Origin of the sequence: Photobacterium kagoshimensis, from assembly GCF_050337045.1 — a bacterium.
Taxonomy (GTDB): domain Bacteria; phylum Pseudomonadota; class Gammaproteobacteria; order Enterobacterales; family Vibrionaceae; genus Photobacterium; species Photobacterium kagoshimensis.
The window spans coordinates 13205-36699 of record NZ_JAKJSO010000013.1 but is presented as its reverse complement, the minus strand read 5'-3'; the positions used below and the strand labels follow the sequence as shown (position 1 = coordinate 36699).

Below are 23495 nucleotides of genomic sequence, written 5' to 3'. Positions count from 1 at the left end.
TTATGAAAAAAAACATCTTATTTCTAGCGGCATCATTATGCCTAGTTTCTGCAGCGTCATACGCGCAAACCAAGCAAAGTGTCACGGTTGATGTTTGTGGTAAGCCCATGGTGTTTCCTACTAACCCTCAACAGGTTGTAGTCCATGATATTAATATGACTCAGATGATGTTGGCGCTAGGGCTTGACGATCGTATTAAAGCGATCAGTGGTATTAGTGGTTGGTATAAAAGCTCTGAACGCGCACAAGCTTTGCTGAAGCTCTACCCTGAAATTGCACCGAAAAACCCCACACTTGAGAACATTTTGATAGAAAGCCCTGATATGTTTTTTGCCGGTTGGAATTACGGTATGCGAATGGGGGGGGAAGTATCTCCTCAATCGTTAGCACGGTTCAATATTCCGACTTATATTTTGAGTGAATCTTGTATCCATCAAGCTAAAGCTAATAACGAATCGAGCCAAGCTGCAAGTATTGCATTGCTATATAAAGACATCTCAAACTTAGGCAAGATTTTCCAAGTAGAAGATAAAGCTAATGAAGTGATTCAAGGCTGGAAGAACACACTACAGCGTATTGCGAAAGCACAGCAAGATAAGCAGGTGAAACCACTGAATGTGTTTTTGTATGATTCTGGTGACGATAAACCGATCACGGCCGGTAAATACGGTATGCCGACCGCACTCATTGCCGCCGCTGGTGGTAAAAATATTGCAGATGATATTGAAACCAGCTGGGGTTCTATGTCGTGGGAAGTGGTGGCTGCTCGTAACCCAGCGTTAATTATTATGGTGGATTATAACCAGCAAACTTCGCAACAGGTAATGGCAAAGCTGCAAGCAATCCCTGCCGTGGCGAATACGGATGCTGTGAAAAATAATCAGATCATTAAGTTAGGTTATGAAGAGCTGACACCTGGCCCTGCTAATATCCATGCTATAGAGAAAATCGCAGCTCAGATCAGCGCAATGAACCAAGAATAATTGTATAGACCATGACTTTTCAATACTGTTTTCTTGCTGTGGGGTTAGTTGCCTCAGCCTTCTTTTGTGCGCTACTTGGTGCCGTACCGACACAGGCGAATGATATTGTATTAGCCTTTACGGGGTTACTCAGCAGTGAACGATTAAGCGGGATTGCCTTGATTGTTGCTGAACTGCGCTTCCCGCGTTTGATATTGGCAATGTTAACAGGCGGCGGTTTAGCAATATGTGGCCTAGTGTTACAAAAGCTAACCCGCAACCCACTCGCCGATCCTTTCTTGTTTGGTTTATCGGCTGGTGCATCGAGTGGTGCTGTGGCGTGTATTGTGTTCAATATCTCCATCATAGGGATCTTTAGTTTACCTGCCTTTGCATTTTGTGGTGCTATGCTTGCGCAGTTCATGCTCCATGCATTAACGAATCAAAATCAATGGCACCCAGAGCGGGTTGTTTTGTCAGGGTTGATCGTCAATAGTTTATTTTCGGCGATAACGGGTTTTCTGATTTTCTCGGGTGATCAGCGCACAGCCCAATCAGTGTTGTTTTGGTTAATGGGCGGTTTGGGGCTCGCAAAATGGGCGGTTATTCCTATCATTACTCTTGTTGTAGCGTGTTGTTACGTAGTTATTCATTCACAACGTAGAAGCATAGATAGGCTAATGACAGGTGATGAGCTGGCAGCCTCGATGGGAGTGAATGTTCAGCGTACTCGCAAAGGGCTATTTTTAGTTGTTGCTCTGTTAACTGCAACCTTGGTGGCATGGACTGGGACAATTGGTTTTGTCGGCTTGATTATTCCCAATATTGTGAATCGTTTGGGTATATATCGTATCGAGCATCAACTTCCTATTTGTTTTCTATTTGGTGCTATTTTCCTTGTGTGGGCAGATGCGGGAGCTAGGGTTTTACTACAGCCACAGGAATTACCCATAAGTATGATAACCTCGGCAGTTGGCGCATTTGTCTGCTTAACCTTGATTGTTAGCCGCAAGTTATAGATGTATTAGTATGACAAAAAAAACACTTATGATAATCTGCCGCCATAAATTTTCCATCATCAATGGCAACGACGAAAACGAATGAAGCGCACATTAACAACGGCGGTATTGGCCGCATTATTGCTGAGTGGCTGTGCTGCTCAGCCGAATAATAGTGATGATATGAACACGACACATATTGCAAAAGTTCAGTCAGAAATGAAAGCCTATCCCAAAGCTAGCGAGGGTATGACACGTCACGTGTTCATCCTAGAGCCATTAGCGAATGAAGAAGAACGCTTAGTTGAGATTGTGATCAGCAAAACGTTAAAACTTGACTGTAATAATTACATGTTGCCAAGTGCTCTAGAGCGAAAAATTGCTCAAGGTTGGGGTTACCCTTACTATCGTTATGATGCCAATATTGAATACATGGTTGGTACATTAATGGCGTGCCCAGAAGAGCAGGAAAATAGTGAGCAAACGGTGCGAGCACCACGCAGTGAACTATATCGCTATAACAGCAAGTTACCACTTGTGGTGTATGCACCTGATAACTTAGATGTGTCGTACCGTGTGTGGCAACCTGAAGTGAAAGCTGCGACTCAAAATTAATGCTGTCATGCATTGATTGACGCTAGTTGTATTCACGTTAGCAGTGTTGCTGTTTACGGCAAGCTCTCGTGGTCAAAAAAGCCTCATTCTCAGTTTACGAGAGTGGGGCTTTTTTAGACTAAGCTGTGAGAGTCAGACCTAAAACCACATCAGCTTCTACTTATTACGATTAGCTACCAATAACGCCACCGTCTTGCTTGGTGATCATCACAAGTGCTGAGCGTGGCGTGCTGTTACCACCATCAGGCCAGTGTGATGGCTCTAGTTCTTCACCTGGGTGTTGAACACCAATAAACATGGTTTTGTAGTCTGGGCTGAAGGTTAAGCCCGTAATTTCACAAGCGATTGGACCCGTTAAGAAGCGGCGAATTTCCCCTGTTTTTGGGTCACCACATAGCATGGAGTTGTTACCCATACCGGCATAGTCGCCTTTATTTGAATACTTACCGTCAGTTTGAATCCACATACGGCCATCGGCATCGAAACCTAACCCATCTGGGCTGTTAAACATGTTGTCATTGTTGATGTTATCACTGCCTGCGTACAAAGTGCCTTTGTGTACTTCAGGGTTACCTGCCATGACATACAGATCCCAGGCGAAAGTAGGGTGAGCATGGTCATCATTCACTTGACGCCAGCGTAGGATCTGACCGTAATTGTTTGCTTCGCGTGGGTTAGGGCCACCAACAGGTTGACCTTCTTTTACACCACGGTTTTTGTTGTTCGTCAGTGTACAGAACACATAGTCTTGATTTGGGTGTACTGCAATCCACTCAGGGCGATCCATTGTGGTAGCACCAACTTGGGTAGCCGCTAGACGTGTATACATGTGGATGTATTCTTGACTTGGGAAGCCATTTTCTTTGGTTAGGCCATTCTTACCATGGGTTAATTCCATCCATTGGCCTGTACCGCCAATTTTCCCGTCGTCTGCGCTAAACTTAGCAACGTAAATAGTGCCTTCTTCAAGAAGTTGACGGTTCGCTGCATCGTTACCTTTCACGTATTTGTTTTTAGAGACAAAGCGGTAAAGGTGTTCGCCACGCTCATCATCACCCATGTAGGCAACAATGTGACCGTCTTTGTTAATAACAACAGCGACATTCTCGTGCTTGAAGCGCCCCATAGCGGTACGTTTCATTGGCGTTGAGCTTGGATCCATAGGGTCGATTTCAACAATCCAACCGTGACGGTTTGCTTCATTCGGGTTTTTAGCCACATCAAAGCGCTCATCGTGCAGCGACCAGCCGTAACCTGAATCTTCTTTGCCTAAGCCGTAACGCTTTTGTTCTTTGGTAACTTTGATATCGCTCTTAGTACCAAAGTAACCATTGAAGTTCTCTTCACAAGTTAAGTAAGTGCCCCAAGGGGTAAAACCATTTGCACAGTTACCAAATGTGCCTAATGCTTTTTTACCGGCTTTATCCGCGGATGTTTGCATATCTGGTTGGCCAGCCGCTGGGCCTGTGATGGTCATTTCAGTATTGGCTGTAATACGGCGGTTGTATTTTGAATCAACAACCAGTTCCCAGTTGTTGTTTGTTGTGCGTTTAATTTCAAAAATTGAAATACCGTGCGCAGCTTGAGACTTTTTCACATCATCAGCGGTCATTTTTTTGCCTTGATGTGCGAAGAGGTATTCGTTGTTGCAGTATTCATTGTTAACCGCTAATACGCCGCGATCATTAGACAATGGGAAAAAAGTCATACCATCGTTGTTATCACCAAATTGCACTTCTTGGTGCGATGAGGGGGCATTGCCCGTTGGGTCAAATTTAGGTGAAGTAGGGAAAAGACCATCACCCCAACGGATCAGGACTTGTGCATTGTAGCCCTCTGGAACCACTAGGGTGTCATCGGTACTGACAGGGACTGCAGAGAAGCCCATCAGCTTGCTATTCGCTTTTGTCGAACTTGCTAAAGCAGAAACTGGCATACCAGCCATGAATGCACCAGCGGTCATCACTGAAGCAGCCCCAAGAAATTTACGTCGAGATAGGCTTGCATCGATCATTTTTGTTAGCTGAGATGTCTCGCTACGTGGGTCAATATCGTCTTCGCGGCGCTCAAAAGGGCTCATTCGGGTTGTCATTGACTTTCTCCAGTGTCATATGCGTATTGTTATGTCGCATATTTAACGCTGATTTTATGTCAAACAATTTACTGATTTATGACATTACCATGAAGCTCGTTGCGGTTTATAGCGGCTATCAATAATAAAGCCTGCAATATTGCAGGCTTTGCTGAATTAGCTTGCCATTATTGCTGTTTCACTTTTGCCATTTCGTTTTCTAAATCGTTTAGTAAGCGAATAACTGTGTCTGCTGCTGTTTCCATTTGCGCCATAAATTGCATGCCTTCACTGTCATTACCCTCTGCAAAGGCTTTCAATGCTTTTCGACCAAAGGTATGTACCTCGGCATGGGGCTTTTCTAACTGTTGGTAAGATCGACAGCTTGTAAAGAGTTGCTTGCCACGCCCTTGATAATACCAATTTCCTAAGCGGCACTGATGATGATCGACAACATCAGTGTTAGCGAAATCACGATTATGGATGCGTTGATAAATATTGATTTTCCAGACAACGTGGTCAATCTGTACGAGGCGTAGAAAAATAGAGGAGTAACTTTCATCCACCAGTCGATGGAGTTCATCTGATTTTTCAATCAGTAAAGTAACAATGTTCACCAGTGCCTCAATTTCATTATGAAGCTGAGAACATTGTGTTTCGATGAACGAGGCGTTTTGACTACATGCTTGGGTATTATTGCTGATTTCACCCACCACGTTTTGAATCTGACTTGCAGCCTCGCTTGCGTTTTGCGCTAATTTGCGCACTTCATCAGCCACCACTGCGAAACCACGACCATGTTCGCCAGCTCGTGCCGCCTCGATGGCGGCATTGAGTGCCAATAGATTGGTTTGCTCAGAGACATTGTTAATGGTAACGATGAATTTACCTATGTCTTCAGAATTATTTTTTAATGCCTCAAGCGAATCGCCGCTCATGTTAATTTGTGCAATCAGCTGGTTTAAAGTGTCACGAAACACGTTGAGGATAGCAATGCCATCTCTGTTTTCTGTGACATGTTGATCTAAGTACTGTTTTAAGTTTTCTGCAGCATTGGCGATGTTGCCGCGGATGTGTTCCAGCGGTGATACCGAGTGTAGCAATTGATCCGTGAAGCTCTGTTGCATGACGGCGGATTGTTGTTGAGCATTGAGTACATTTTGTTGATTGATAAGTTCTTTTTCTAACTCATCATTCGCACGCTGTTGTTCTGCGAGTTTAGATTCAAGCGCAGCAAGCTGTGCATCGGTTTCATCGTTCTTTTTGAAGCAAGCAAAGTTAAACATAATAGATCTACTGTCGAAGCACTGTTTTTTTGTGGATATTTAGTGCTTTATTTTATAAAGGTGACAACCTTACTTTCTATTGAGTAATCAATATTTTTAGAAGGCAGGTTTTCATCGTGTCACCATAGTTAATATTGAATCATTTTATAAAAAACAGTGTCAAAAAGCGAATTGTGAAACGAGGATTCCATTTGCAAAGAGTAAAGTCAGCCCTGAGGTCAGTAAGGATGGGGCTTTGGGTGTTAATGGCAAGTGGTTGCTTTGCGATGCACGAGTGAACAATGCTTGTTGTTTGATGGTGAATCATTTTGCCGGAAGGTAGTAAAAAATGAGCAACATTTCGAATGTATTGCCTCATTTAGCGTGATGGAATCGTCGGAAGACGATGGCGCTTTGTTGTAAACAGCTAAAGCGCCTTAATATGTTCTAGTGGCTTTGGTTGTTAGATTAGTCTTCAATCAACTCGATGCCACCAGATAGTTGCTGACTTTTAACCAGCGCTTGTCGTGCGATTTCCATTTCTGACATTTGAGCCGTCGTTTCATTGTGGGCGCAAGTGTCGATATCATGGTGGAACTGGGTGAAAATAAGCATGGCTCGTATTCTCTTCTTGTATCGGTTATTCGTTGTTATGTCTTTATTTTGTGATGGCTTGGTGAAAAAAACATCAGCCTCACAAATATATTTTTGGGATGAGCTTAAGGGCGTAGCTCACAAAAAACTGCTTTCAATGGTGATGAGAAGCAAAAAATAAGCGCGAAGATTACACAATAGTGTGATTTATGTCTACATTTTCAGCCTTGAATGAGGGGGCGGAGGAAGGTATGTCATTGCGTAGGTAGAAGCGTGCGTATTTATGCCATGAGCACGCTGTGTTTATGCGTAATATTCCTGTATCAGCCCATACTTTGTGCTAAGTAATTTCTACTGCTCGGTAACCTGAATTGTAAAGGTTATTGATCTTTTAGCCATCGCATCACAAAGTTTGCAATTTCCTCAGCATCGTTAAGGTTGAGCAGGGGGAGTAGATCCTGTGTTGGATTGATTGAAGCATCACTAGCAATCGCAATAATGTGTTTATCCTGAGTATGCAAAAATGGTTTTCCATAGTCAGGGCGGTGGATTTCAATTTTGGGAATAGGCTGATCGCGAAAGCCCTCGACAAGTACTAAATCGAGCTTTGAATGATCCAGTTGTGCTAAACAATGCTCGAGTTTCGGTTCGTCACGATCTTCATCAGGGTATTCAAAATACAGCATGTGGCGTTTTCGCGTCGCGAGTAAGGTTTGCTGGCATCCTGCATGACGTAGTCGATAACTGTCTTTTCCTGGTTTGTCGGGTTCGATATCGTGGTGGCTGTGTTTTAGTAGCCCGATACGCAGGTTTTGTGCGCGTAATAAAGGGATTAATTTTTCAAGTAATGTTGTTTTACCTGAACCGCTATAGCCAGCAAAACCAAGAGTCGGAGTCATAGGAAATCATTCTGTTTTTTCAATTTGCTTGAGTGTAATCCAGTGAAAGGTTCTATTTCTATGGCTCGCAACAGTTTTTGTCTTAATATCGAGTTTTAAGGAATAAATTGCTCAGGTAACTAAGATAAAGTCTACATTTAGTTATAGATAACGAGGATTTTCTCGTTGGATCCTAGGTTGAAGAACAACAGGGTAGCAGGATGAATAAGGTGTAGTACCCGATACCCGATTCAACACAATGTTGTGGTATGCCGAGATAACGGATGTTTCGCATGCAACAGCACAACCTTCTCATATAGCAGGGAGCGTGTAATGTGGGCAACGTTAGATTTTGAAGCCTCGGGCTTGTCTGATCAATCCTATCCAATTGAAGTCGGTTACTCATTACCTGACGGTTCAGGAGAAAGTTTACTGATAAACCCACTCTCATCGAGTGATGTTTGGCACTACTGGGATGATTATGCTGAAACCCATATCCACCACCTGTCTCGTCGTGAAATTGAGTTAAAAGGTGAACAAGTCGTAGAAGTGTGCCAGCACCTTAATAAAGTATTAGGGAAGTTCGAGTTTGTATTTTGCGATAGCCAATGGGATTTATTTTGGCTTGGTCGCCTCTATCATGCCGCGCATATGCGCCCATCTTTTACATTAACCGAAGTAGGCCATTGGCTACAGCAAGAAAACGGCATTGAACGGGCAAGCTTTCAATTAGCACTTGAAGCGCAAGGACCAACTAAACACAGAGCAATGGATGATGCCCACCAGATCCGCTTAGCGATTTCGCAATTGGTTGATTAATTTTATCTACTCACCCATTCCTTATCGTATCGTTGTAATACCATTATAAAAATCAGCAAGATGAGCGCTATAATGCGTTCATCTTCATTGCTGGAACCTTCACTTTGCCTTCTTCTTTACGTGTCGCTTTATTTAATGTTGCTATGTCTCACGCTACGGCTGGACAAGTTTTGGCACAGACATCTCATCCTGATACTGAACGATTTCAAAAATTAGCTGCAATTATCCAGCATGTGCGACCAGATATACTTTTACTTTGCGAATTTGATCACTTAGGTGAAGGTGGCGATGATGGTGCACTCGATCGTTTTTGTTCTCACTATCTTGCTGTTGCCCAACAAAGTCGTTTAGGTGAAATGACGACGCCCATTGAATATGCTTTCCGTTATTTACCACCGACCAATACTGGCTTATTGAGTGGCGTTGATTTTAATGGGGATGGAAAATGTACTTTGCCTGAAGACGGTTATGGCTTTGGTGAGCATCATGGTCATTATGGGTTTGTGATCTTATCGCGTTACCCTATCGATGAGAGCCAGTTACGTAGCTGGCAGCGTTTTTTATGGCGAGATATGCCAAACAATCAAATGCCTCGTGGTTATTACGGTGCCGAGGCACAAAAGGTGTTTCGCTTATCCTCTAAAAATCATATATCCCTCCCTGTGATTGTCGGTGAGCGGACTCTTAAATTATTGTGTTGTCATCCAACACCACCTGTTTTTGACGGTGAGGAAAAACGCAATTTACGCCGCAATCATGACGAGCTTCGTTTGCTAGTTGATATTATCGATAATGCTGATTACCTCTATGATGACAAAGGTGTTCAAGCGGGATTAGCGCCAACTGATTCGTTTATTGTGATGGGGGATTTAAATGCTGATCCTGTCGACGGTGATGGCAGTAAAAGTGCAATAAAACAGTTACTTCATCATGTTCGAATCAATCGCTCAGTCAGCTGTGGTAGGCAAACACCGAAAAGTGTGGGAGGTCGATTTGCTCGAGTTTGGCAACCACGCATTGGTCGGGCGTCAGAATGGACACATTTGTCAGGCTTACGCTTAGATTATGTATTGCCGTCACATGATCTTAAGGTCGTAAAAAGTGGCGTATTCTGGCCAGATCGAAAAGATCCTATGCGCCCATTGGTGGTTGATAGTAAAGGCCGCGAACGTGCACAAGCGGGATCGGATCACCGTTTAATCTGGGTGGATATTAGCCTTTAAGCTGAATATTGACACAAATGTGACTTGAAAGGTTAATCTTGCTGGTAGCTTAAGCGGTAAACCGCTCTTAAAGTGAGGGATATACATGAAATTCGGTTTGAAATACATAGCGTCAGCGATAGCAATTAGTAGCTGCTTATTTGCTTATACCGCCAATGCAGAGCTGGCGCTTACAAAACAAGAAACGTCACAGCAAGCAATTGGTAGCCAAGCTGTTAGCTTTCAGCAAGATGCTCAGTTGATCCGTGATACTTATGAACCTCAACTCTATACCTTACCTGCCTTTAAAATGGGGCATTATGGTTTGCGTATGTATCGTCAAACGCTCGATCCCAAATATCAATCTGCAATATGGGCAGATATGGCGCGAGTAGCCAGTAAGCTTAATACTGTCGCTTATGAGCTAAATACGCCTGAACAGATCGCCACGTATTCGCAAAAACGCCTTGCTGAGTATATTGGTGATAAAGATGAGCGTAGTCAGCGTCGTTACGCCGCAACCAAGAAAATGCCCGAATATATTTACCTTGGTGTTGGATTACTAGGGTCTATGGCGCGTGCCAACGAATATGGTTTACAACATAAAGAAGATCAAAAGCTCCGAGAAATCATTCGTCGATACGATTTCAAAAAATACGCGACAGAGACCGAGATGATCCACGCGTGGGCGGCCCAGCTTGCCAACCAAGTTTATTGGTTACGTCAATTGGGTGAACAGGATGTGGTTGATGATTTTATTGTGGCGTTTAAACAGGCCTATCCAGATAGCTTAGACAGTACACTGACCGATCAGCAGTACATGAATAAGATTTACGGCATGACCCATATTATTTTTGCCGCCAGTGAATATTATCAGCATCCAATTAACGAAAGTGATTTCCAATGGATTTACGATTATTACCGTAAAAATGTCGATACTATTTTAAAGCGCTCTAAAGAAGATGTATTAGCCGAAGTTGGTATTAACTTCTTATTGGCAGGCAAAGACGGAGACCCTGTTGTACTTGCGATGCGCCAAGCCATTCAATCTGCCATTAATAAAGAAAAAGGTATGGTGCCATCGGTTGATGGTGATTTTGGATTAGTTCACGGCGAACACCGCAACGTATTAGCCATTATGTTATTGGATTGGCAACAGCCGCACGTTGCGCCAACGGTCAATAATCAGCCTAAGATATTTAGCTCTGTGCCTTATGGGTTAGAGCCTAAAAGCCATAAATAAGTAAATTAATTGCTATTGCTTAGATTGAAAAGAGAGCGCTAGTAAAGCGCTCTCTTCTTATATGGTGATCCGTATACATAAAGCTTATCGAATCAATAATACTTCCCTTTGATACTAGTGACATCAAACACTTTGACCGTCATGCTGTTTGACCAGTAACCTGCATTCCAGCCAGCTTTTAATTTCAGCTGTTTAACAAAATTTGTTGGCGATTTAAGTTTTTTCCACACTTGTGGCAAGAACAGAGCCTGTTTGTGATTGTCACTTAGAATGACGCCAAGTTTATTTTGTGCCAAGAAATCGATGAGCTCTTGCTCGGAACCAATACTGATGGCTTCAGGTGTCGACAAAACTGAGATCTCGATGGTTAATTGGCCCAGTTGATCTTCAGTTAATGGCATGAAGCGACGATCTTGGTACGCACTTGCGCGCGCTTTGTTATGCACTTCTAGTACTAAAGGCGAATGCGCGGCAGTCGAGCCTAAACAGCCTTGTAATTGACCATTGACTTCAAGCGTCACAAAACACGCCGCTGGTGCAAGTAGTTTCCGCCCGTATAAACTGTATTCAGGTGATTTAGGTAACCCTGATGAAAAGTGACCACGAATCGCTTCGCGAGCAATGTCTAACAGTTGGGTTAATTCCCCTTTATTCAGTGTTTGATATGAGGTAGCTGACATATCCAACGACTTTCTCCTTATCTCCAGCAGTATCGCCAGAATTGTTTAATGCTAATCGTGTGAGTTGGTATCCTCGCTGTTTCGCCAACAATAATAATGTGTTGATCCCTGTCGAACCGCACGCTTGCTCGGGTGTCAATGCCGGCTCAAAGTGCTCGATAAGATGGCAAGTATTCCGATCTATGCGCTGCGCTTTGTGGTACGGATGAAAGTGGCTTAAATCACTGCTGACGACTAATAAAGTGTCATCTGATTGCCATAGAGGATCGATTAGTTTGGCTAATTTAGCGGGTGATACATTACTCGTTAATATGGGTAATAGACTGAAATCATTCAGTACTGTTTGAAGAAAGGGTAGTTGTACTTCTAGGCTATGCTCTAACGCATGGGCTTGCTCTGAGAGTTCAAAATCTTCTATCTCACTTAGGGTAGCAATAGTTTGTGTATTTAATGTGACATTGCCAAGTGGGGTAGAAAACTGCTCTGCTGTTGGGAGCGCGCAGCCTTGAAAAAAATACCGATGGCTTGGCCCAATTAAAATCACATGCTTAATGGTATCTGCGGCATCTCGTAGTGCTTGGTAAGCTTGTGCAGCTACGTGCCCTGAATAAACATAGCCTGCATGTGGAACAATCAGTGCACGTATTGTCCCTGCTGAGGGTATGTGAGACGGGGCTAGCTTGTCTGAAAGTGTGTTGACTAAAGGGGGATTTTCAGAGGATTGCACCGGCAATAACCAAGCTTCCAGCTGTGTTTTAAGCTGGGTTGGTGATTTGTCATAAAACCGCCCAGCAACAGCGGGGTGGCGAATATTCATAAGCATGTATCCTTTAAAGAGCTATAGTAAGTATAGGTATAAAAACTCCTTATAAGCCAACAAGATGTGTTTATTGTGATGAGAAATCCCACTTTAACTACGCCCCCTCAATTCGTTCGTACTCAATATTGGCATCAATTGGATGATGGCCGTATTCAGTGCGACTTGTGCCCACGCTTTTGCCAGTTGCGCGAAGGTAAGCGCGGCGCGTGTTTTGTGCGTGCGGCATATCAAGGTGAAATAGTGTTAACCAGCTATGGGCGTTCGAGTGGGTTTTGTATCGATCCTATTGAAAAGAAACCGTTAAATCATTTCTACCCAGGGAGCTCTGTACTCTCTTTTGGTACAGCTGGCTGTAATTTAGGGTGTAAATTTTGCCAAAATTGGAGCATCAGTAAATCACGTCAAATCGATACTTTAGGTTCGCAAGCCATGCCTGAACAGATAGCGAAGGCTGCGCAGTTTCATCAATGCGAGAGTATTGCCTTTACGTATAACGATCCTGTGATCTTTCTAGAATATGCCCGTGATACAGCCATTGCGTGTCGTGAGCTTGGTATCAATAGTGTGGCGGTAAGTGCTGGTTATGTGAACCCTTTGCCACGTAGCGACTTCTTTGAGTATATGAATGCGGCGAACATTGATTTAAAAGCCTTCACTGAGCGCTTTTACCGCAAAGTATGTCTAGGCCAATTAGCGCCTGTACTCGATACACTGTTATACCTTAAAAATGAGACTAAGGTTTGGTTTGAAACTACTACCTTGTTGATACCCGGTGAAAATGACAGCGTAGCGGAAATAGAAGCGATGTCGCGGTGGATATACGATAATTTAGGCGCAGATGTTCCCATTCACTTTAGTGCTTTTCATCCTGACTTTAAAATGACTGACAAACCTCGAACACCGCCTGCAACCTTATTAAGAGCTAGAGATATAGCCATTAAACAGGGCTTGCACTATGTCTATGTCGGCAATGTACATGACGCAAAAGGCGCCAGTACGTATTGCCCTCATTGTCACCAGCGGGTGATTGAAAGAGATTGGTATCAGTTAGGTGACTATCAGCTTTCAGCAGACGGAAAGTGTTTATATTGCGGTGGTGAAATTGTTGGACGTTTCACGTCAAGCAAAAAGCGCTTTGGTCGCCGTAGAATACCGATTAGAATTGGCGAATAACCCTGTTTTTGTCGGAGACATACATGTCAGCCATTACAACGCGCTTATTTTCAGTGCGTAATGTTTTACTCATCTTATGCTTTGCTTTATCTTACGTAACTTATCAATATGTCAGTCAGCCTCAACAGAAGACTGTTACCACAGCAGAGCGTAATACTATGTCAGAATCAACATCATCAATGACTATCGAACAATTATCTGGTTTTACTAATCTTGTGATCACTCAACCACGCTGCCCGTTTTGTGTAAAAGCGAAAGACCTGCTTGATGACCGTGGTACCGAGTACACAACATTGGTACTTGGTCAGGATCTTGAGAAGCCTGAAATGATTGCGTTTATTGAGCAAGTCGCAAACACAACGGTGCGTACTGTGCCTCAAATTATTCTGGATGGTAAATACATCGGTGGTCACGATGACCTTGTTGCTTTCTTGGCGCGCCAAGATGATGCAGCAGAAGCTGATATGAGTGACTTTGAGCTGTAAGGCTTAGTCAGATAAAGGCTCCTCATCGGGGCCTTTTTTGTATTGGTAGAAAACACCTAGATTCAAAAAGCACATAAGCATCGAAGACAAAGGAAAAATACATGGCAGCTAATCAGGGTCAGTCGATTAAAGTACAGCAGGTGTCTGTAGGTAAAATAAATGCCACCTTTGGCTTTGAGTCTGCGCTAGATAAACAACAAGCTGTTGAACGTCTATTTCTGTCTGAAATTGGCTTGCAGGGGGATGAATGTGGTGATCCTAAGCACCATGGCGGTGTAGAGCGAGCACTTCACCAATACCCCGCAGAACATTATACATACTGGCAAACACAATACCCTGATCGTGGCTGGCAAGCGCCGGGTATGGGCGAGAATATCAGCACCTTAGGTATGACAGAAGACACAGTGTGTGTTGGCGATCGTTATCAGTGGGGTGAAGCGATTATTGAAGTAAGCCAACCGCGTTCGCCATGTTACAAATTGAATGTTCGCTGGAATGCGGAAGGTGTGTCAGAGCAAATGCAGCAATTGAGTTATTGTGGTTGGTTGTACCGCGTTATTCAAACGGGTTATGTCAGCCATGATGATGATCTGGTTTTGCTATCACGCGATGAATCAGCATTAACGATTAAGCAAGTGGGAGACTACTTTTTTAATGACCCTCTTAATAAAGAAGGGTTAGCTCAGATTATCGGCTGTCAGAAGTTAACGCAAAAATGGCGTGATACCGCTGAAAAACGCTTAGAAACAGGTGAAGTTGAAGTATGGGATTATCGATTATTCGGTGAACTGCGCTGTTAATGCTTAACGTTTAGAACCTGAATTTATATTAGTCTCAACGCAGTGTATTTGCAGATCATCTTCACAAATAAGGAGTAAAGGTAGCCATAATGCTGCCTTTATTTTTATCAATTGATCCACATTCGCATAGCTCTAATGTGCCTGTGATATACCTTATTTATAATATTGAAAGTAGGTGATACTACATGTTGGGACAAGGAAGTGGCGTCGAGGTTTGGGGAACGATTTGTATCGTCATGATGATCGTTATAATTACGCTAGTTTGGTGGCATACCCGTACTCAGCCATCGGGTTCGCGTACAGCGCCATTACTCTTTGGCCTATGTATTGCCTCTGTTTCTATAGCAGGCTATGCCTTTTTAGGAACACCGAATTACAGTGATAAAGCGGCTGTAGTGGTGAACCCAATCGATGATTTAGCGGGGTTATCTGCTGATGAAATAAATCAACAGCGGATCAAAGCAATTCAAGACAAGATTGTGCTAGATAAGCAAAATGGTGAGCTTTGGTATGCGCTAGGTAATGCTTACATGTATGTAAATTTATTTGAAGAAGCCAGTATCGCCTTTGATTATTCAAGACGATTAACCCCTGATCCTCAAGCGAATATTTACTCGGCCCTAGCAACTGCACACTATTATGAAAATGGTCAGCGTTTAACTCCAGAAATCCAAAACTTATTAGATCGCGCACTGATGCTAGATACGGATAACTTTCCCGCGCTAACCCTATTAGGATCAGAGTATTTTATGTCTGCTCGTTATCAGAAAGCGATAGATACTTGGGTACAAATTCTTGATAGCGAACACCCTGATGCAGACAGAGTCGCATTAATTACCGCGATCAATCGTGCGAAGAAAATGATGTAGGGCTCTTTAGTTATTTATCTAGCTTTAGAATTGTACTTCAACCAAAACGCCTGTTAATGACAGGCGTTGTTGCATGTATTCGTTATTGATTGTTACGAATTTAAACGATGCGACTTACGCGCCCTGTGATACTGAAAACGAAGGACGATAAAGGCGATAAGCAAGAGTAATGGAAAGATTAAGTCGGGTTCAGGAATAGGTAGACGAGATGTTGTGACAACCACATTGTCCAGTAGGTTCCCCAAAGTCCCTCTATTTAGGGAAGTAAAGGTAAGGGTTGTTTCATTGTCTAACGCTGTAAATTCAGTGGCAAAATCATTCCAGTTAAAGCGAACGTTGCTAGAGAAAATTTGAGTAAAATCCCCTGCACTGACTTCAAACTGCTCATTGCGATTATTGCGTCGTGCAGAGTAATCAAACGATAAATTGTAGATCCCCCCAGTGACAGTATCAAAGGTTTGATTAATTGAAAATATACCTTGATTTGGGTGGGCATTCAGCTCTGCGTATTGATCACCTTCTGACGCTTCAAAACCAAATAATGAATCCCATATCTCAACGTTAGACCCTTGCCACCCGAGGCTTGGCGTGCCTTGAGCGAAAAAACGCCAGCTGTTATTAGGAACATCTATGTCTTCAAAGCCGCCATTCGTAATGAGGTTGGCATGGCTGGTTAATGCAAAGGCAATGATGAAAAAAGAAAGGCTAATACGGAGTAATCTGAATAGCGCCATAGTGTTCTCTCCCTGAAATAAGAAAACAACCAAGTTTACAGCGAGTGGTTGCTGTGCAATTTGTTTAATTGTTGTATAGGGAGTGAAAAAGTACAAGTTATTGCCAATACGCAGTAGAGATAAAAAAATCGGCACTTAAAAGTGCCGATTTTCAATGATTACAGCGGATATTGTGTTACTAAATTAGTATTTAGCTTCACGCGCTTCTGCTTGTTTATCCCACTCAGGTACGACGGTTTTCAAGAAGTTTTCTTTTTCCGCATTCATACCATCCATATCCATGCCAAGTGCTTGTTGGGCTTTCTCTTTGGTTGATATGTCAGGGATTTGGATTTCTTCAGTAATTCCTTTCGTTGCCAGTAAGCGTACAACTTTGGTACGGGCATCGGTCGCACGATCAATTGCAGTACCTAGAATACGTAGGGCAACTTCTGGTGCATGCATGTGTACACCGTGTGAAGCAATTGCGTAATCCCAACGCCATTGCGCATGGCGAATATCACGAAGGATTGGTGCCATTTCTTGCTCTGTTGCACCTGCATCCCATGCCGCTTTTGCTTCAAAGTGTGCCGCAACAATTTGCTTTTCAGCGGTTAGTTTTAGCTCAAGGACACTTGCTTTACGTGTAGAAACAATACCTTGCAACGCTTCCTTGGTTTGAGTATGACATTGTGCACAAGTGTCTTCAAAACGATCGAATGGGTTGCCAATCTTATGATCGGTATATACTTTGCCATCTTCGTTTTGCACTTTAGGCATGTGACAGTCCACACACGCAACATTGTTTTTGCCGTGAATACCTTCACGCCATGTCTCGTAGCCTGGGTGTTGTGCTTTTAGCATTGGGGCTTTAGAAACGCCATGCGTCCAATCTTTAAAGTCGATACCGTCGTAGTACACTTCCATTTCATCAACAGAGGTGCCTTTATCCCATGGGAATTTCACACTTTTGTTCGGGCCTGTGAAGTAGTACTCCACATGACACTGGCCACAAGTTTGAGCTTGTTGATCAAAGCGTGATTGATCTTCAAACTTCATACCTATGGTTTCCATGGCACGTTCAGCATAAGGACGAGAAAGTTTTAGAGCAGGTTTGCCTTGTGCGAAGTCTTCACTATTGGTGTCATGACAATCAGAGCAACCAATAGAATTGTTGATTTCACTGCCTAAACGAGCCCATTTGCCCGCAAAGTAGCCATCTTCACCACGATCATCGATCACACGAGCAACGTCAGGGCTTTTACAGCTCCAACATGCCATCGGCATAGGGCCTGAGTTCTCGTCTTTTGGTCCACCTGTACGTAGGGTTTCGCGAACATCAGTTACAGCGTAATAGTGGCCACGCGCTTTGTTGTAGTCTTTTGCGAAGCCATAGCCCGCCCAAAGAACAACCATATTAGGATCTTCTTTTAGGGCATCAGTGATTTCTTCACTGTTTTTTGTTGCTTCCCAGCTCTTATACTGTTCAGCATGAGCGTCTGCAAAAACTTGATTTCGTGGCTCTATTTGTTGTTTTTGTTCGGTTTCAGTGGAAGCCAGCGCACTCCCTGTAAAGCAAAACGCTGACAATATGGCTGCCGTAACGGCACTATTTAGCGTCCATTTTTTACTCACGGTTATTACTCCAGATTTTATTGTAAAAAAAGCCAAGCGTTGTGAATGCGGCTAATATGCAAATAAAGTTGGAGTTCCAATATGAATAATAACAAAAAATGTAAGGATGTTATTAAAAGTTAATGGCGACTTGCTTTGGATCAACAATGTGATTTCATCGGTGTGAGTTCACCAGTAAATACTTACTTATAGCCCCAAAGGGGTATTTACATAACCTCTGATACTTTAGTGTTAGCAGTTTTAGATATTCCTTTCTAATTCATGCAATTAGGCTGTTTTTATATTTGATCTCAATCATTAAAAGTTCATATTCAATGCTACTTAATGGTTATTTAAAAGGGAGATCAAGTTTTTAACTTATGCCTTATAGTTTAATGGCAATGTTAAGCGTTGTGGCTAATGTTTGTTGTAAATGAGAATGGATTCCAATTGGAATGGATATATATGTTTTGTTCATATTTAAACGTACTTATCTGCCAGTTAAATAATAAGTAACAGTAAGCACCGATTGTTTGTAAGCAGCAAACAAAAATGGAATAAAAAAGGTGAACAATGGGCATTTATAAAATGGCCGTCAGTACATTCATGACCTTATTAGTTGTGATTGGTATTGCTGGCTTCTCCCTCAATGTTGCCGCCGATTCAGAAAAACAAGATGCCACAACAGCTAACGTTCCTCATCTTACTTCTGACTCCGCGAAACAGCATGTCGTAACATTTATAAGGGATCGCGATTACGCTTGTACGCAGTGTCATAAAGACACCAAAGATGCATTGCTTGGTGCTCATGCCGATGCAATTCATTCGCAAACAGGTCGTGAAGTGGGCTGTGTAGACTGTCATAGTAATGTTGGTGAAAACCATCGTGACGGTGCCACGCAAGTCACTAAATTCGCGCCATCTCAATCTGTCGCTGGTACACAAAAAATTGCTGCGGATCCGCTATGGATCAAAAAGCAAAATGAAACTTGTACCAATTGTCATGAGCCTGATGATCTTCGTGAGGTGAATTGGACGCATGATGTGCATGCGCTCGATCTGTCTTGTGCGTCTTGCCATAACATCCACCCAACAGTTGATCCCATGAAAGGCATTACTCAATCTTCCAAGATTAAGATGTGTGTTGATTGTCATGCTGATCAGACTAAAGCTAAAGCAGCCAAATAGGAGAATACTATGACGTGTACAAGACGTAATTTCCTGGCTGGTGCAGGTGCCGTTATCTTTACGACGGGTGTTGCAGGGCAAGCGGTACTTAGCCGTAAAACGCTAGCGGCAACCATGGAGGATGGCGATAAACGCTATGGCATGGTACATGACGAAACGCTTTGTATTGGTTGTACAGCCTGTACGGAAGCGTGCCGTGAGGTTAATAAAGTACCTGAAGGCGTGACGCGCTTGAAAATTGTGCGAAGCGAACCACAGGGCGAGTACCCCAATATTGATTACACATTTACCCGTGTTTCTTGCCAGCATTGTGAAAATGCACCTTGCGTGTATGTGTGTCCAACTGGTGCGGCGTTTAAAGATCCAGAAACAGGCATTGTGGATGTGGATGCGTTTAAGTGCGTAGGCTGTGGTTATTGCCTTGCTGCTTGTCCGTATCAAGTTCGATTCTTCAACCCTGAGACGAAATCAGCTGATAAGTGTGATTTTTGTCGTAAAACCAACCTAGCGGAAGGAAAGCAGCCAGCCTGTGTTGAGTCTTGCCCTACCAAGGCGCTGACATTTGGTGACTTAAACGATCCGCAAAGTGATGTTTCTAAATTAATCACACAAAAAACTGTCTACCGCGACAAAGTAGAACTCGGTACTAAACCGCAGTTGTATAAAGTGCCGCATCAAAAAGGGGAGATAAAAGGATGAGTACAGCCTTTGCAGAAGCCTTCTATTTTGATTCGTTAGTATGGGATTGGATTATTGCTATTTATCTGTTTTTAGCAGGTATGTCAGCAGGTGCAGTCATGATCTCTATTTACCTAAAACGTAAGGTAATTCAGGGACATCCATCGACGAATGGCATTATTAAAGCAACCGCAATTTTAGCGCCATTTGGCATAATTGTGGGTTTGTTGATCTTAGTTTTCCACTTAACCAAACCTTGGTCATTTTGGAAAATCATGATCTTCTATAATCCAACATCGGTCATGTCGATGGGGGTTATTTTATTCCAAGTTTATATGGTGGTCTTGTTCGCATGGATTGCGGCTATCTATAAAGATGAATTATTAAACTTGCTGAATGGACGTTTACCTATTGTGGGCAAAGTCATGCAATACGTCACTCGCTATGAAAATGCGATTGAATTATTCCTTGGCTTCTTAGCTGTGATGTTAGCGGCTTATACCGGCTTCTTACTATCAGCGTTAAAAACCTTCCCATTGTTGAACAACCCAGTGTTACCGATTCTATTCTTGTTCTCAAGCCTATCATCTGGCGCTGCGGCGTGTTTGATGTTCGGGGTTGTGTTCTTTAAAGAGTCAGTCACTAGCCCAAGCGTTAAATGGGTACATAAATTCGAGCGCCCTGTGGTTATGTTTGAATTGTTTGTTCTGTTTGCGTTTTTTAGTGGCCTTTACTTCGGTGGTGGTCAGAAAGAAGCGGCTGCCATAGCGGCAATTGGCGGCGGGTTTTGGGCATCATGGTTTTGGTATGGTGTCATAGGTGCGGGGATGCTATTGCCACTTGGCTTGAACGCAGTGAGTCCTTCGGGGGTAAGACACAATAAAGCCTTTATTATGTTAGTGACTACCTTGAGTTTGCTTGGTGTGTTAATGCTGCGTACCTTTGTGCTATATGCAGGACAAATGACCATCGTCTAGTAGCTTATTGTTAGTAGAGATGGTTATCAGTAAGATCAAAGCAGCAGTGCTAATAGCGATTGATATTGGGATCAAGACTGTTAGTGCTGCTGTTTGTTTAAGTAAAAAAACGGACACTTTATGCTGGCTGAAATTGGACACTTTGCATTAATTCTTGGTTTTTCTTTTGCGTTATTGGCAGCCTTGATGCCTTTTGTTGCCGCGAAAATGAAAGCGTCATACCTTACTCGCTACGTGTGGCCATTAAGTTATGGCGCTTTTGGCTCGATTCTCACTTCGATTGTGCTACTTGCGATTGGCTTTGCAACCGATGATTTTTCGGTTGCCTATATTGCGCATCACTCGAATACACAATTACCTATTTTCTTCAAGATTGCCGCAGTATGGGGCGGTCATGAAGGGTCTTTTTTATTCTGGGTGTTTTCATTAAGCGGCTGGGCTGCGTTAGTCGCGGCTTGTTATCATAACAACCGTGAACAACGAGAATTTATAACGCGAGTATTGGCTATTTTGGCGGCCTTAGTTGCGACCTTAACCTTGTTTACTTTGCTAACATCTAACCCGTTTGAGCGGCTTTTTCCTGTGCCAATGGAAGGGCGGGATTTAAACCCTATGTTGCAAGATATCGGGCTGATTTTTCACCCGCCTATGTTGTACCTAGGCTATGTCGGATTTGCTGTCAGTTTTGCTTTTGCCGTTGCCGCTCTCACATTCGAAAAGCCGCAATGGCAGTGGGCGCAACTCAGTCGTAGTTGGACATTATCGGCTTGGGTGTTTTTAACGGGTGGTATCGCTCTCGGTTCATGGTGGGCATACTATGAATTAGGCTGGGGCGGCTGGTGGTTTTGGGATCCTGTGGAAAATGCTTCTTTACTTCCTTGGCTAACAGGTACGGCATTGTTGCACTCTTTGATTGTGACTGCTCAGCGTCGGTCATTAGTGGGTTGGAGTTTATTACTCGCTATCTTCACCTTTTCATTAAGCTTGCTGGGCACTTTTATTGTGCGTTCAGGCGTGCTGACATCTGTTCATGCATTTGCCGTGGATCCTACGCGTGGCCTAGTGTTGTTGGCTATTCTTGCCGTGATGTTAATTTCGGCGCTGACCTTGTACGCTTTGCGCTGTGAACGTTATCTTCAAGCCATGAATTTTGAGCTGTTATCCCGTGAAGCTGCATTCCTAGTCGGTAATAGCTTATTGGCTGTCGCAACCTTGACTGTTTTGCTCGGGACTTTCTACCCGATGATATTTCAAGCCTTTGGCTTAGGCAGTATTTCAGTCGGTGCCCCGTATTTTAATAGCATGTTTGTACCACTGAGTATGGTGACGTTTTTTGTCATGGGGTTAGGTGTATTAGTTCGCTTACGTGCGAGTGCAGAAGACTTTTTGATTACCCGTTTACTGGCACCGTTATCTGCATCAATCATTGGTGGTGTGGTGCTATCTGTGTTATTCGAACGTGGTGTGAACCTGGTTGTTTGTGGTGCGTTAATTTGTGCGTTATGGATCATTCTGACGGCTCTACAATCTTTGATCTTACTGCCGTCTTATCAAAAAAATGCGGTAAATAAACAGGTTGAAAAGACGGTTGCCGAAAAGAGCCTTGATGGTTTACCTCGCCCTCGTTTACGTCAGTTGGCGATGCTCATTGCACATCTTGGTGTTGCGGTGACTGTGATTGGTGCCTCGTTAGTCAGTAACTACTCCCATGAAGTCAGTAATAAAATGGGACCGGGTGATACTGTGATTCTGGAGGGGTTTCAGTTTGATTATCTCGAGACTGAGCTACTGGTTGGTGCCAATTATACTGCTGAACAAGCTAATATTATGGTCACTAAACTGGGCCATTTTTCTAAAGAACAACGGATGGGCTTTATTCAACCGCAGCGTCGCCATTATACGGTACGCACTATGAATATGAGTGAGCCGGGTATTCGTTGGTGGTGGGATGGTGATATTTATATCACGTTAGGCGAAAAGCTTAATGCAACGGACTATGCAGTGCGGATCCAATACAAACCTTTTGTGCGTTGGCTATGGATAGGGGCTATTTTGATGATGCTCGGCGGGGCGCTCTCTGTTATGGCGCGTATTGCGGTTAGCCGCTCTCGGTTAATCGATAATAAGCGCTCGGCGCAAGAGCCGAAGTGGGAAGGTAGGGAAAAAACTGTCCCTGCTCAGAGTAAAATAGATATCTCTCAGTTACCTGAAAATCAAATTATTTGGAAGCAAGGTAAATGAATAAATTACGGTTCTTACCGCTGTTAGGGGTAGTGTTAGCGGGCATTGTTTTGGTCTATGCACTAGAAAAGCCTGTGAGTGTCGAGATCTCACCGTTGGCGGGTCAGCCAGTCCCTACTTTTTCACTGATTAATTTGTTAGAGAGAGAATCTAGTGAGGGGACTTTTTCTGTACCTACAGTCGATGAATCTTTGCTCAAAGGGAAAGTGCAGTTACTGAATGTATGGGCGTCTTGGTGTGGTATTTGTAAAGAAGAGCATGGTTTTTTGCTCGAATTACAAAAACAAGGCGTAGCGCTAGTGGGGTTAAACTATCGAGACAAACGTACATCAGCACTGGCAACATTAGCTGAATATGGCAACCCGTATGATACCGTTATTTATGATCCTCAAGGTAAATTGGCTCTGGATTTAGGCGTGTACGGCACCCCCGAGACAATGCTTATTGACTCTAAAGGCATAGTTCGTCAGCGTTATGTTGGAGCATTAGATGACACGATATGGCAACAGCAGTTTGTGCCTGTTATTGATGTATTAATGCGGGAAACGTTAGCGGAAGAGCAACCAGAAATTGGACATGCAACACCTGAACAAAAACAAGGTTAAAAGTA

Annotated in this window: 23 protein-coding genes; 15 read left to right on the top strand and 8 right to left on the bottom strand. The window is 43.3% G+C overall.

Annotation, left to right across the window (positions count from 1 at the left end; translation table 11 throughout):
• Nucleotides 1–2: 2 nt before the first annotated feature.
• From L4C35_RS11140 to L4C35_RS11130, 3 genes are all read left to right on the top strand, one after another.
• Nucleotides 3–983 (top strand): ABC transporter substrate-binding protein, encoded by a 981-nt coding sequence (locus L4C35_RS11140; protein ID WP_428462929.1) that lies wholly within the window; start codon nucleotides 3–5, stop codon nucleotides 981–983.
• An 11-nt stretch (nucleotides 984–994) separates the two neighbouring features.
• Complete coding sequence (locus L4C35_RS11135; RefSeq protein ID WP_428462928.1) at nucleotides 995–1981, top strand: FecCD family ABC transporter permease; 987 nt, start codon at nucleotides 995–997, stop codon at nucleotides 1979–1981.
• Between the two features lie 81 nt (nucleotides 1982–2062).
• Complete coding sequence (locus tag L4C35_RS11130; protein ID WP_428462927.1) at nucleotides 2063–2575, top strand: ecotin family protein; 513 nt, start codon at nucleotides 2063–2065, stop codon at nucleotides 2573–2575.
• A 169-nt stretch (nucleotides 2576–2744) separates the two neighbouring features.
• Here the strand turns inward: L4C35_RS11130 and L4C35_RS11125 are convergent, their stop codons facing one another.
• The 4 genes from L4C35_RS11125 to mobB all read right to left on the bottom strand — a co-directional run bounded on the left by L4C35_RS11125 (nucleotide 2745) and on the right by mobB (nucleotide 7404).
• On the bottom strand, nucleotides 2745–4667 hold the full coding sequence (locus L4C35_RS11125; RefSeq protein WP_428462926.1) for a PhoX family protein: 1923 nt from the start codon (nucleotides 4665–4667) through the stop codon (nucleotides 2745–2747).
• Nucleotides 4668–4834: 167 nt separating this feature from the next.
• Nucleotides 4835–5932 (bottom strand): methyl-accepting chemotaxis protein, encoded by a 1098-nt coding sequence (locus L4C35_RS11120; protein ID WP_428462925.1) that lies wholly within the window; start codon nucleotides 5930–5932, stop codon nucleotides 4835–4837.
• Nucleotides 5933–6379: 447 nt separating this feature from the next.
• Nucleotides 6380–6526 carry a hypothetical protein gene (locus L4C35_RS11115; protein WP_428462924.1) on the bottom strand — a complete coding sequence of 49 codons (147 nt, stop codon included), beginning with the start codon at nucleotides 6524–6526 and terminating at the stop codon, nucleotides 6380–6382.
• Nucleotides 6527–6885: 359 nt separating this feature from the next.
• Nucleotides 6886–7404: a molybdopterin-guanine dinucleotide biosynthesis protein B gene (mobB, locus tag L4C35_RS11110; RefSeq protein WP_428462923.1), complete on the bottom strand. Its 519-nt coding sequence runs from the start codon at nucleotides 7402–7404 to the stop codon at nucleotides 6886–6888.
• Nucleotides 7405–7716: 312 nt separating this feature from the next.
• On the opposite strand from mobB, the gene L4C35_RS11105 reads away from it, so the two are divergent.
• The 3 genes from L4C35_RS11105 to L4C35_RS11095 all read left to right on the top strand — a co-directional run bounded on the left by L4C35_RS11105 (nucleotide 7717) and on the right by L4C35_RS11095 (nucleotide 10647).
• Nucleotides 7717–8202 carry a hypothetical protein gene (locus tag L4C35_RS11105; protein WP_428462922.1) on the top strand — a complete coding sequence of 162 codons (486 nt, stop codon included), beginning with the start codon at nucleotides 7717–7719 and terminating at the stop codon, nucleotides 8200–8202.
• A gap of 143 nt (nucleotides 8203–8345) precedes the next feature.
• Entirely contained in the window at nucleotides 8346–9425 is a 1080-nt protein-coding gene (locus L4C35_RS11100; RefSeq protein ID WP_428463118.1) for an endonuclease/exonuclease/phosphatase family protein, read from the top strand.
• An 85-nt stretch (nucleotides 9426–9510) separates the two neighbouring features.
• On the top strand, nucleotides 9511–10647 hold the full coding sequence (locus L4C35_RS11095; RefSeq protein ID WP_428462921.1) for a DUF3541 domain-containing protein: 1137 nt from the start codon (nucleotides 9511–9513) through the stop codon (nucleotides 10645–10647).
• 92 nt (nucleotides 10648–10739) lie between these two features.
• Here the strand turns inward: L4C35_RS11095 and amrA are convergent, their stop codons facing one another.
• Together amrA and amrB are read right to left on the bottom strand one after the other, a co-directional pair.
• A complete protein-coding gene (gene amrA, locus L4C35_RS11090; RefSeq protein WP_428462920.1) occupies nucleotides 10740–11327 on the bottom strand; it encodes an AmmeMemoRadiSam system protein A in 588 nt (195 codons plus the stop codon).
• Nucleotides 11296–12144: an AmmeMemoRadiSam system protein B gene (amrB, locus tag L4C35_RS11085; RefSeq protein WP_428462919.1), complete on the bottom strand. Its 849-nt coding sequence runs from the start codon at nucleotides 12142–12144 to the stop codon at nucleotides 11296–11298. Before amrB ends, amrA begins: the two co-directional genes overlap by 32 nt.
• Before the next feature lie 78 nt (nucleotides 12145–12222).
• Here amrB and amrS point away from each other — a divergent pair, with 78 nt between their 5' ends.
• The 4 genes from amrS to L4C35_RS11065 all read left to right on the top strand — a co-directional run bounded on the left by amrS (nucleotide 12223) and on the right by L4C35_RS11065 (nucleotide 15474).
• Nucleotides 12223–13320 (top strand): AmmeMemoRadiSam system radical SAM enzyme, encoded by a 1098-nt coding sequence (amrS, locus tag L4C35_RS11080; protein WP_428463117.1) that lies wholly within the window; start codon nucleotides 12223–12225, stop codon nucleotides 13318–13320.
• Nucleotides 13321–13478: 158 nt separating this feature from the next.
• Nucleotides 13479–13805, top strand: a complete 327-nt coding sequence (locus L4C35_RS11075; RefSeq protein ID WP_428463116.1) for a glutaredoxin domain-containing protein — start codon at nucleotides 13479–13481, stop codon at nucleotides 13803–13805.
• Nucleotides 13806–13906: 101 nt separating this feature from the next.
• Complete coding sequence (locus L4C35_RS11070) at nucleotides 13907–14605, top strand: MOSC domain-containing protein (RefSeq protein WP_428462918.1); 699 nt, start codon at nucleotides 13907–13909, stop codon at nucleotides 14603–14605.
• Nucleotides 14606–14790: 185 nt separating this feature from the next.
• Complete coding sequence (locus L4C35_RS11065) at nucleotides 14791–15474, top strand: TPR domain-containing protein (RefSeq protein WP_428462917.1); 684 nt, start codon at nucleotides 14791–14793, stop codon at nucleotides 15472–15474.
• A 92-nt stretch (nucleotides 15475–15566) separates the two neighbouring features.
• Here the strand turns inward: L4C35_RS11065 and L4C35_RS11060 are convergent, their stop codons facing one another.
• The gene (locus tag L4C35_RS11060) at nucleotides 15567–16208 is read right to left on the bottom strand and encodes a DUF642 domain-containing protein (RefSeq protein ID WP_428462916.1); all 642 of its coding nucleotides are present in this window, start codon (nucleotides 16206–16208) and stop codon (nucleotides 15567–15569) included.
• 183 nt (nucleotides 16209–16391) lie between these two features.
• Complete coding sequence (nrfA, locus tag L4C35_RS11055) at nucleotides 16392–17822, bottom strand: ammonia-forming nitrite reductase cytochrome c552 subunit (protein ID WP_428462915.1); 1431 nt, start codon at nucleotides 17820–17822, stop codon at nucleotides 16392–16394.
• Between the two features lie 552 nt (nucleotides 17823–18374).
• Here nrfA and nrfB point away from each other — a divergent pair.
• The 5 genes from nrfB to L4C35_RS11030 all read left to right on the top strand — a co-directional run bounded on the left by nrfB (nucleotide 18375) and on the right by L4C35_RS11030 (nucleotide 23490).
• Complete coding sequence (gene nrfB, locus L4C35_RS11050; protein ID WP_428462914.1) at nucleotides 18375–18989, top strand: cytochrome c nitrite reductase pentaheme subunit; 615 nt, start codon at nucleotides 18375–18377, stop codon at nucleotides 18987–18989.
• A gap of 9 nt (nucleotides 18990–18998) precedes the next feature.
• Nucleotides 18999–19688: a cytochrome c nitrite reductase Fe-S protein gene (gene nrfC, locus L4C35_RS11045; RefSeq protein ID WP_048900763.1), complete on the top strand. Its 690-nt coding sequence runs from the start codon at nucleotides 18999–19001 to the stop codon at nucleotides 19686–19688.
• Nucleotides 19685–20644 (top strand): cytochrome c nitrite reductase subunit NrfD, encoded by a 960-nt coding sequence (nrfD, locus tag L4C35_RS11040; RefSeq protein WP_428462913.1) that lies wholly within the window; start codon nucleotides 19685–19687, stop codon nucleotides 20642–20644. Before nrfC ends, nrfD begins: the two co-directional genes overlap by 4 nt.
• Nucleotides 20645–20764: 120 nt before the next feature.
• Nucleotides 20765–22885, top strand: coding sequence for a heme lyase CcmF/NrfE family subunit (locus L4C35_RS11035; protein ID WP_428462912.1), 2121 nt, complete (start codon nucleotides 20765–20767; stop codon nucleotides 22883–22885).
• A complete protein-coding gene (locus L4C35_RS11030) occupies nucleotides 22882–23490 on the top strand; it encodes a DsbE family thiol:disulfide interchange protein (RefSeq protein WP_428462911.1) in 609 nt (202 codons plus the stop codon). Before L4C35_RS11035 ends, L4C35_RS11030 begins: the two co-directional genes overlap by 4 nt.
• Nucleotides 23491–23495 lie beyond the last annotated feature (5 nt).

Excerpts from the sequence above, each read along its gene's own strand:
- L4C35_RS11140 (WP_428462929.1), top strand. The coding sequence starts at position 3 with ATGAAAAAAAACATCTTATTTCTAGCGGCATCATTATGCCTAGTTTCT.
- L4C35_RS11135 (WP_428462928.1), top strand. The coding sequence starts at position 995 with ATGACTTTTCAATACTGTTTTCTTGCTGTGGGGTTAGTTGCCTCAGCC.
- L4C35_RS11130 (WP_428462927.1), top strand. The coding sequence starts at position 2,063 with ATGAAGCGCACATTAACAACGGCGGTATTGGCCGCATTATTGCTGAGT.
- L4C35_RS11125 (WP_428462926.1), bottom strand. The coding sequence starts at position 4,667 with ATGACAACCCGAATGAGCCCTTTTGAGCGCCGCGAAGACGATATTGAC.
- L4C35_RS11120 (WP_428462925.1), bottom strand. The coding sequence starts at position 5,932 with ATGTTTAACTTTGCTTGCTTCAAAAAGAACGATGAAACCGATGCACAG.
- L4C35_RS11115 (WP_428462924.1), bottom strand. The coding sequence starts at position 6,526 with ATGCTTATTTTCACCCAGTTCCACCATGATATCGACACTTGCGCCCAC.
- mobB (WP_428462923.1), bottom strand. The coding sequence starts at position 7,404 with ATGACTCCGACTCTTGGTTTTGCTGGCTATAGCGGTTCAGGTAAAACA.
- L4C35_RS11105 (WP_428462922.1), top strand. The coding sequence starts at position 7,717 with ATGTGGGCAACGTTAGATTTTGAAGCCTCGGGCTTGTCTGATCAATCC.
- L4C35_RS11100 (WP_428463118.1), top strand. The coding sequence starts at position 8,346 with ATGTCTCACGCTACGGCTGGACAAGTTTTGGCACAGACATCTCATCCT.
- L4C35_RS11095 (WP_428462921.1), top strand. The coding sequence starts at position 9,511 with ATGAAATTCGGTTTGAAATACATAGCGTCAGCGATAGCAATTAGTAGC.
- amrA (WP_428462920.1), bottom strand. The coding sequence starts at position 11,327 with ATGTCAGCTACCTCATATCAAACACTGAATAAAGGGGAATTAACCCAA.
- amrB (WP_428462919.1), bottom strand. The coding sequence starts at position 12,144 with ATGAATATTCGCCACCCCGCTGTTGCTGGGCGGTTTTATGACAAATCA.
- amrS (WP_428463117.1), top strand. The coding sequence starts at position 12,223 with ATGAGAAATCCCACTTTAACTACGCCCCCTCAATTCGTTCGTACTCAA.
- L4C35_RS11075 (WP_428463116.1), top strand. The coding sequence starts at position 13,479 with ATGTCAGAATCAACATCATCAATGACTATCGAACAATTATCTGGTTTT.
- L4C35_RS11070 (WP_428462918.1), top strand. The coding sequence starts at position 13,907 with ATGGCAGCTAATCAGGGTCAGTCGATTAAAGTACAGCAGGTGTCTGTA.
- L4C35_RS11065 (WP_428462917.1), top strand. The coding sequence starts at position 14,791 with ATGTTGGGACAAGGAAGTGGCGTCGAGGTTTGGGGAACGATTTGTATC.
- L4C35_RS11060 (WP_428462916.1), bottom strand. The coding sequence starts at position 16,208 with ATGGCGCTATTCAGATTACTCCGTATTAGCCTTTCTTTTTTCATCATT.
- nrfB (WP_428462914.1), top strand. The coding sequence starts at position 18,375 with ATGGGCATTTATAAAATGGCCGTCAGTACATTCATGACCTTATTAGTT.
- nrfC (WP_048900763.1), top strand. The coding sequence starts at position 18,999 with ATGACGTGTACAAGACGTAATTTCCTGGCTGGTGCAGGTGCCGTTATC.
- nrfD (WP_428462913.1), top strand. The coding sequence starts at position 19,685 with ATGAGTACAGCCTTTGCAGAAGCCTTCTATTTTGATTCGTTAGTATGG.
- L4C35_RS11035 (WP_428462912.1), top strand. The coding sequence starts at position 20,765 with ATGCTGGCTGAAATTGGACACTTTGCATTAATTCTTGGTTTTTCTTTT.
- L4C35_RS11030 (WP_428462911.1), top strand. The coding sequence starts at position 22,882 with ATGAATAAATTACGGTTCTTACCGCTGTTAGGGGTAGTGTTAGCGGGC.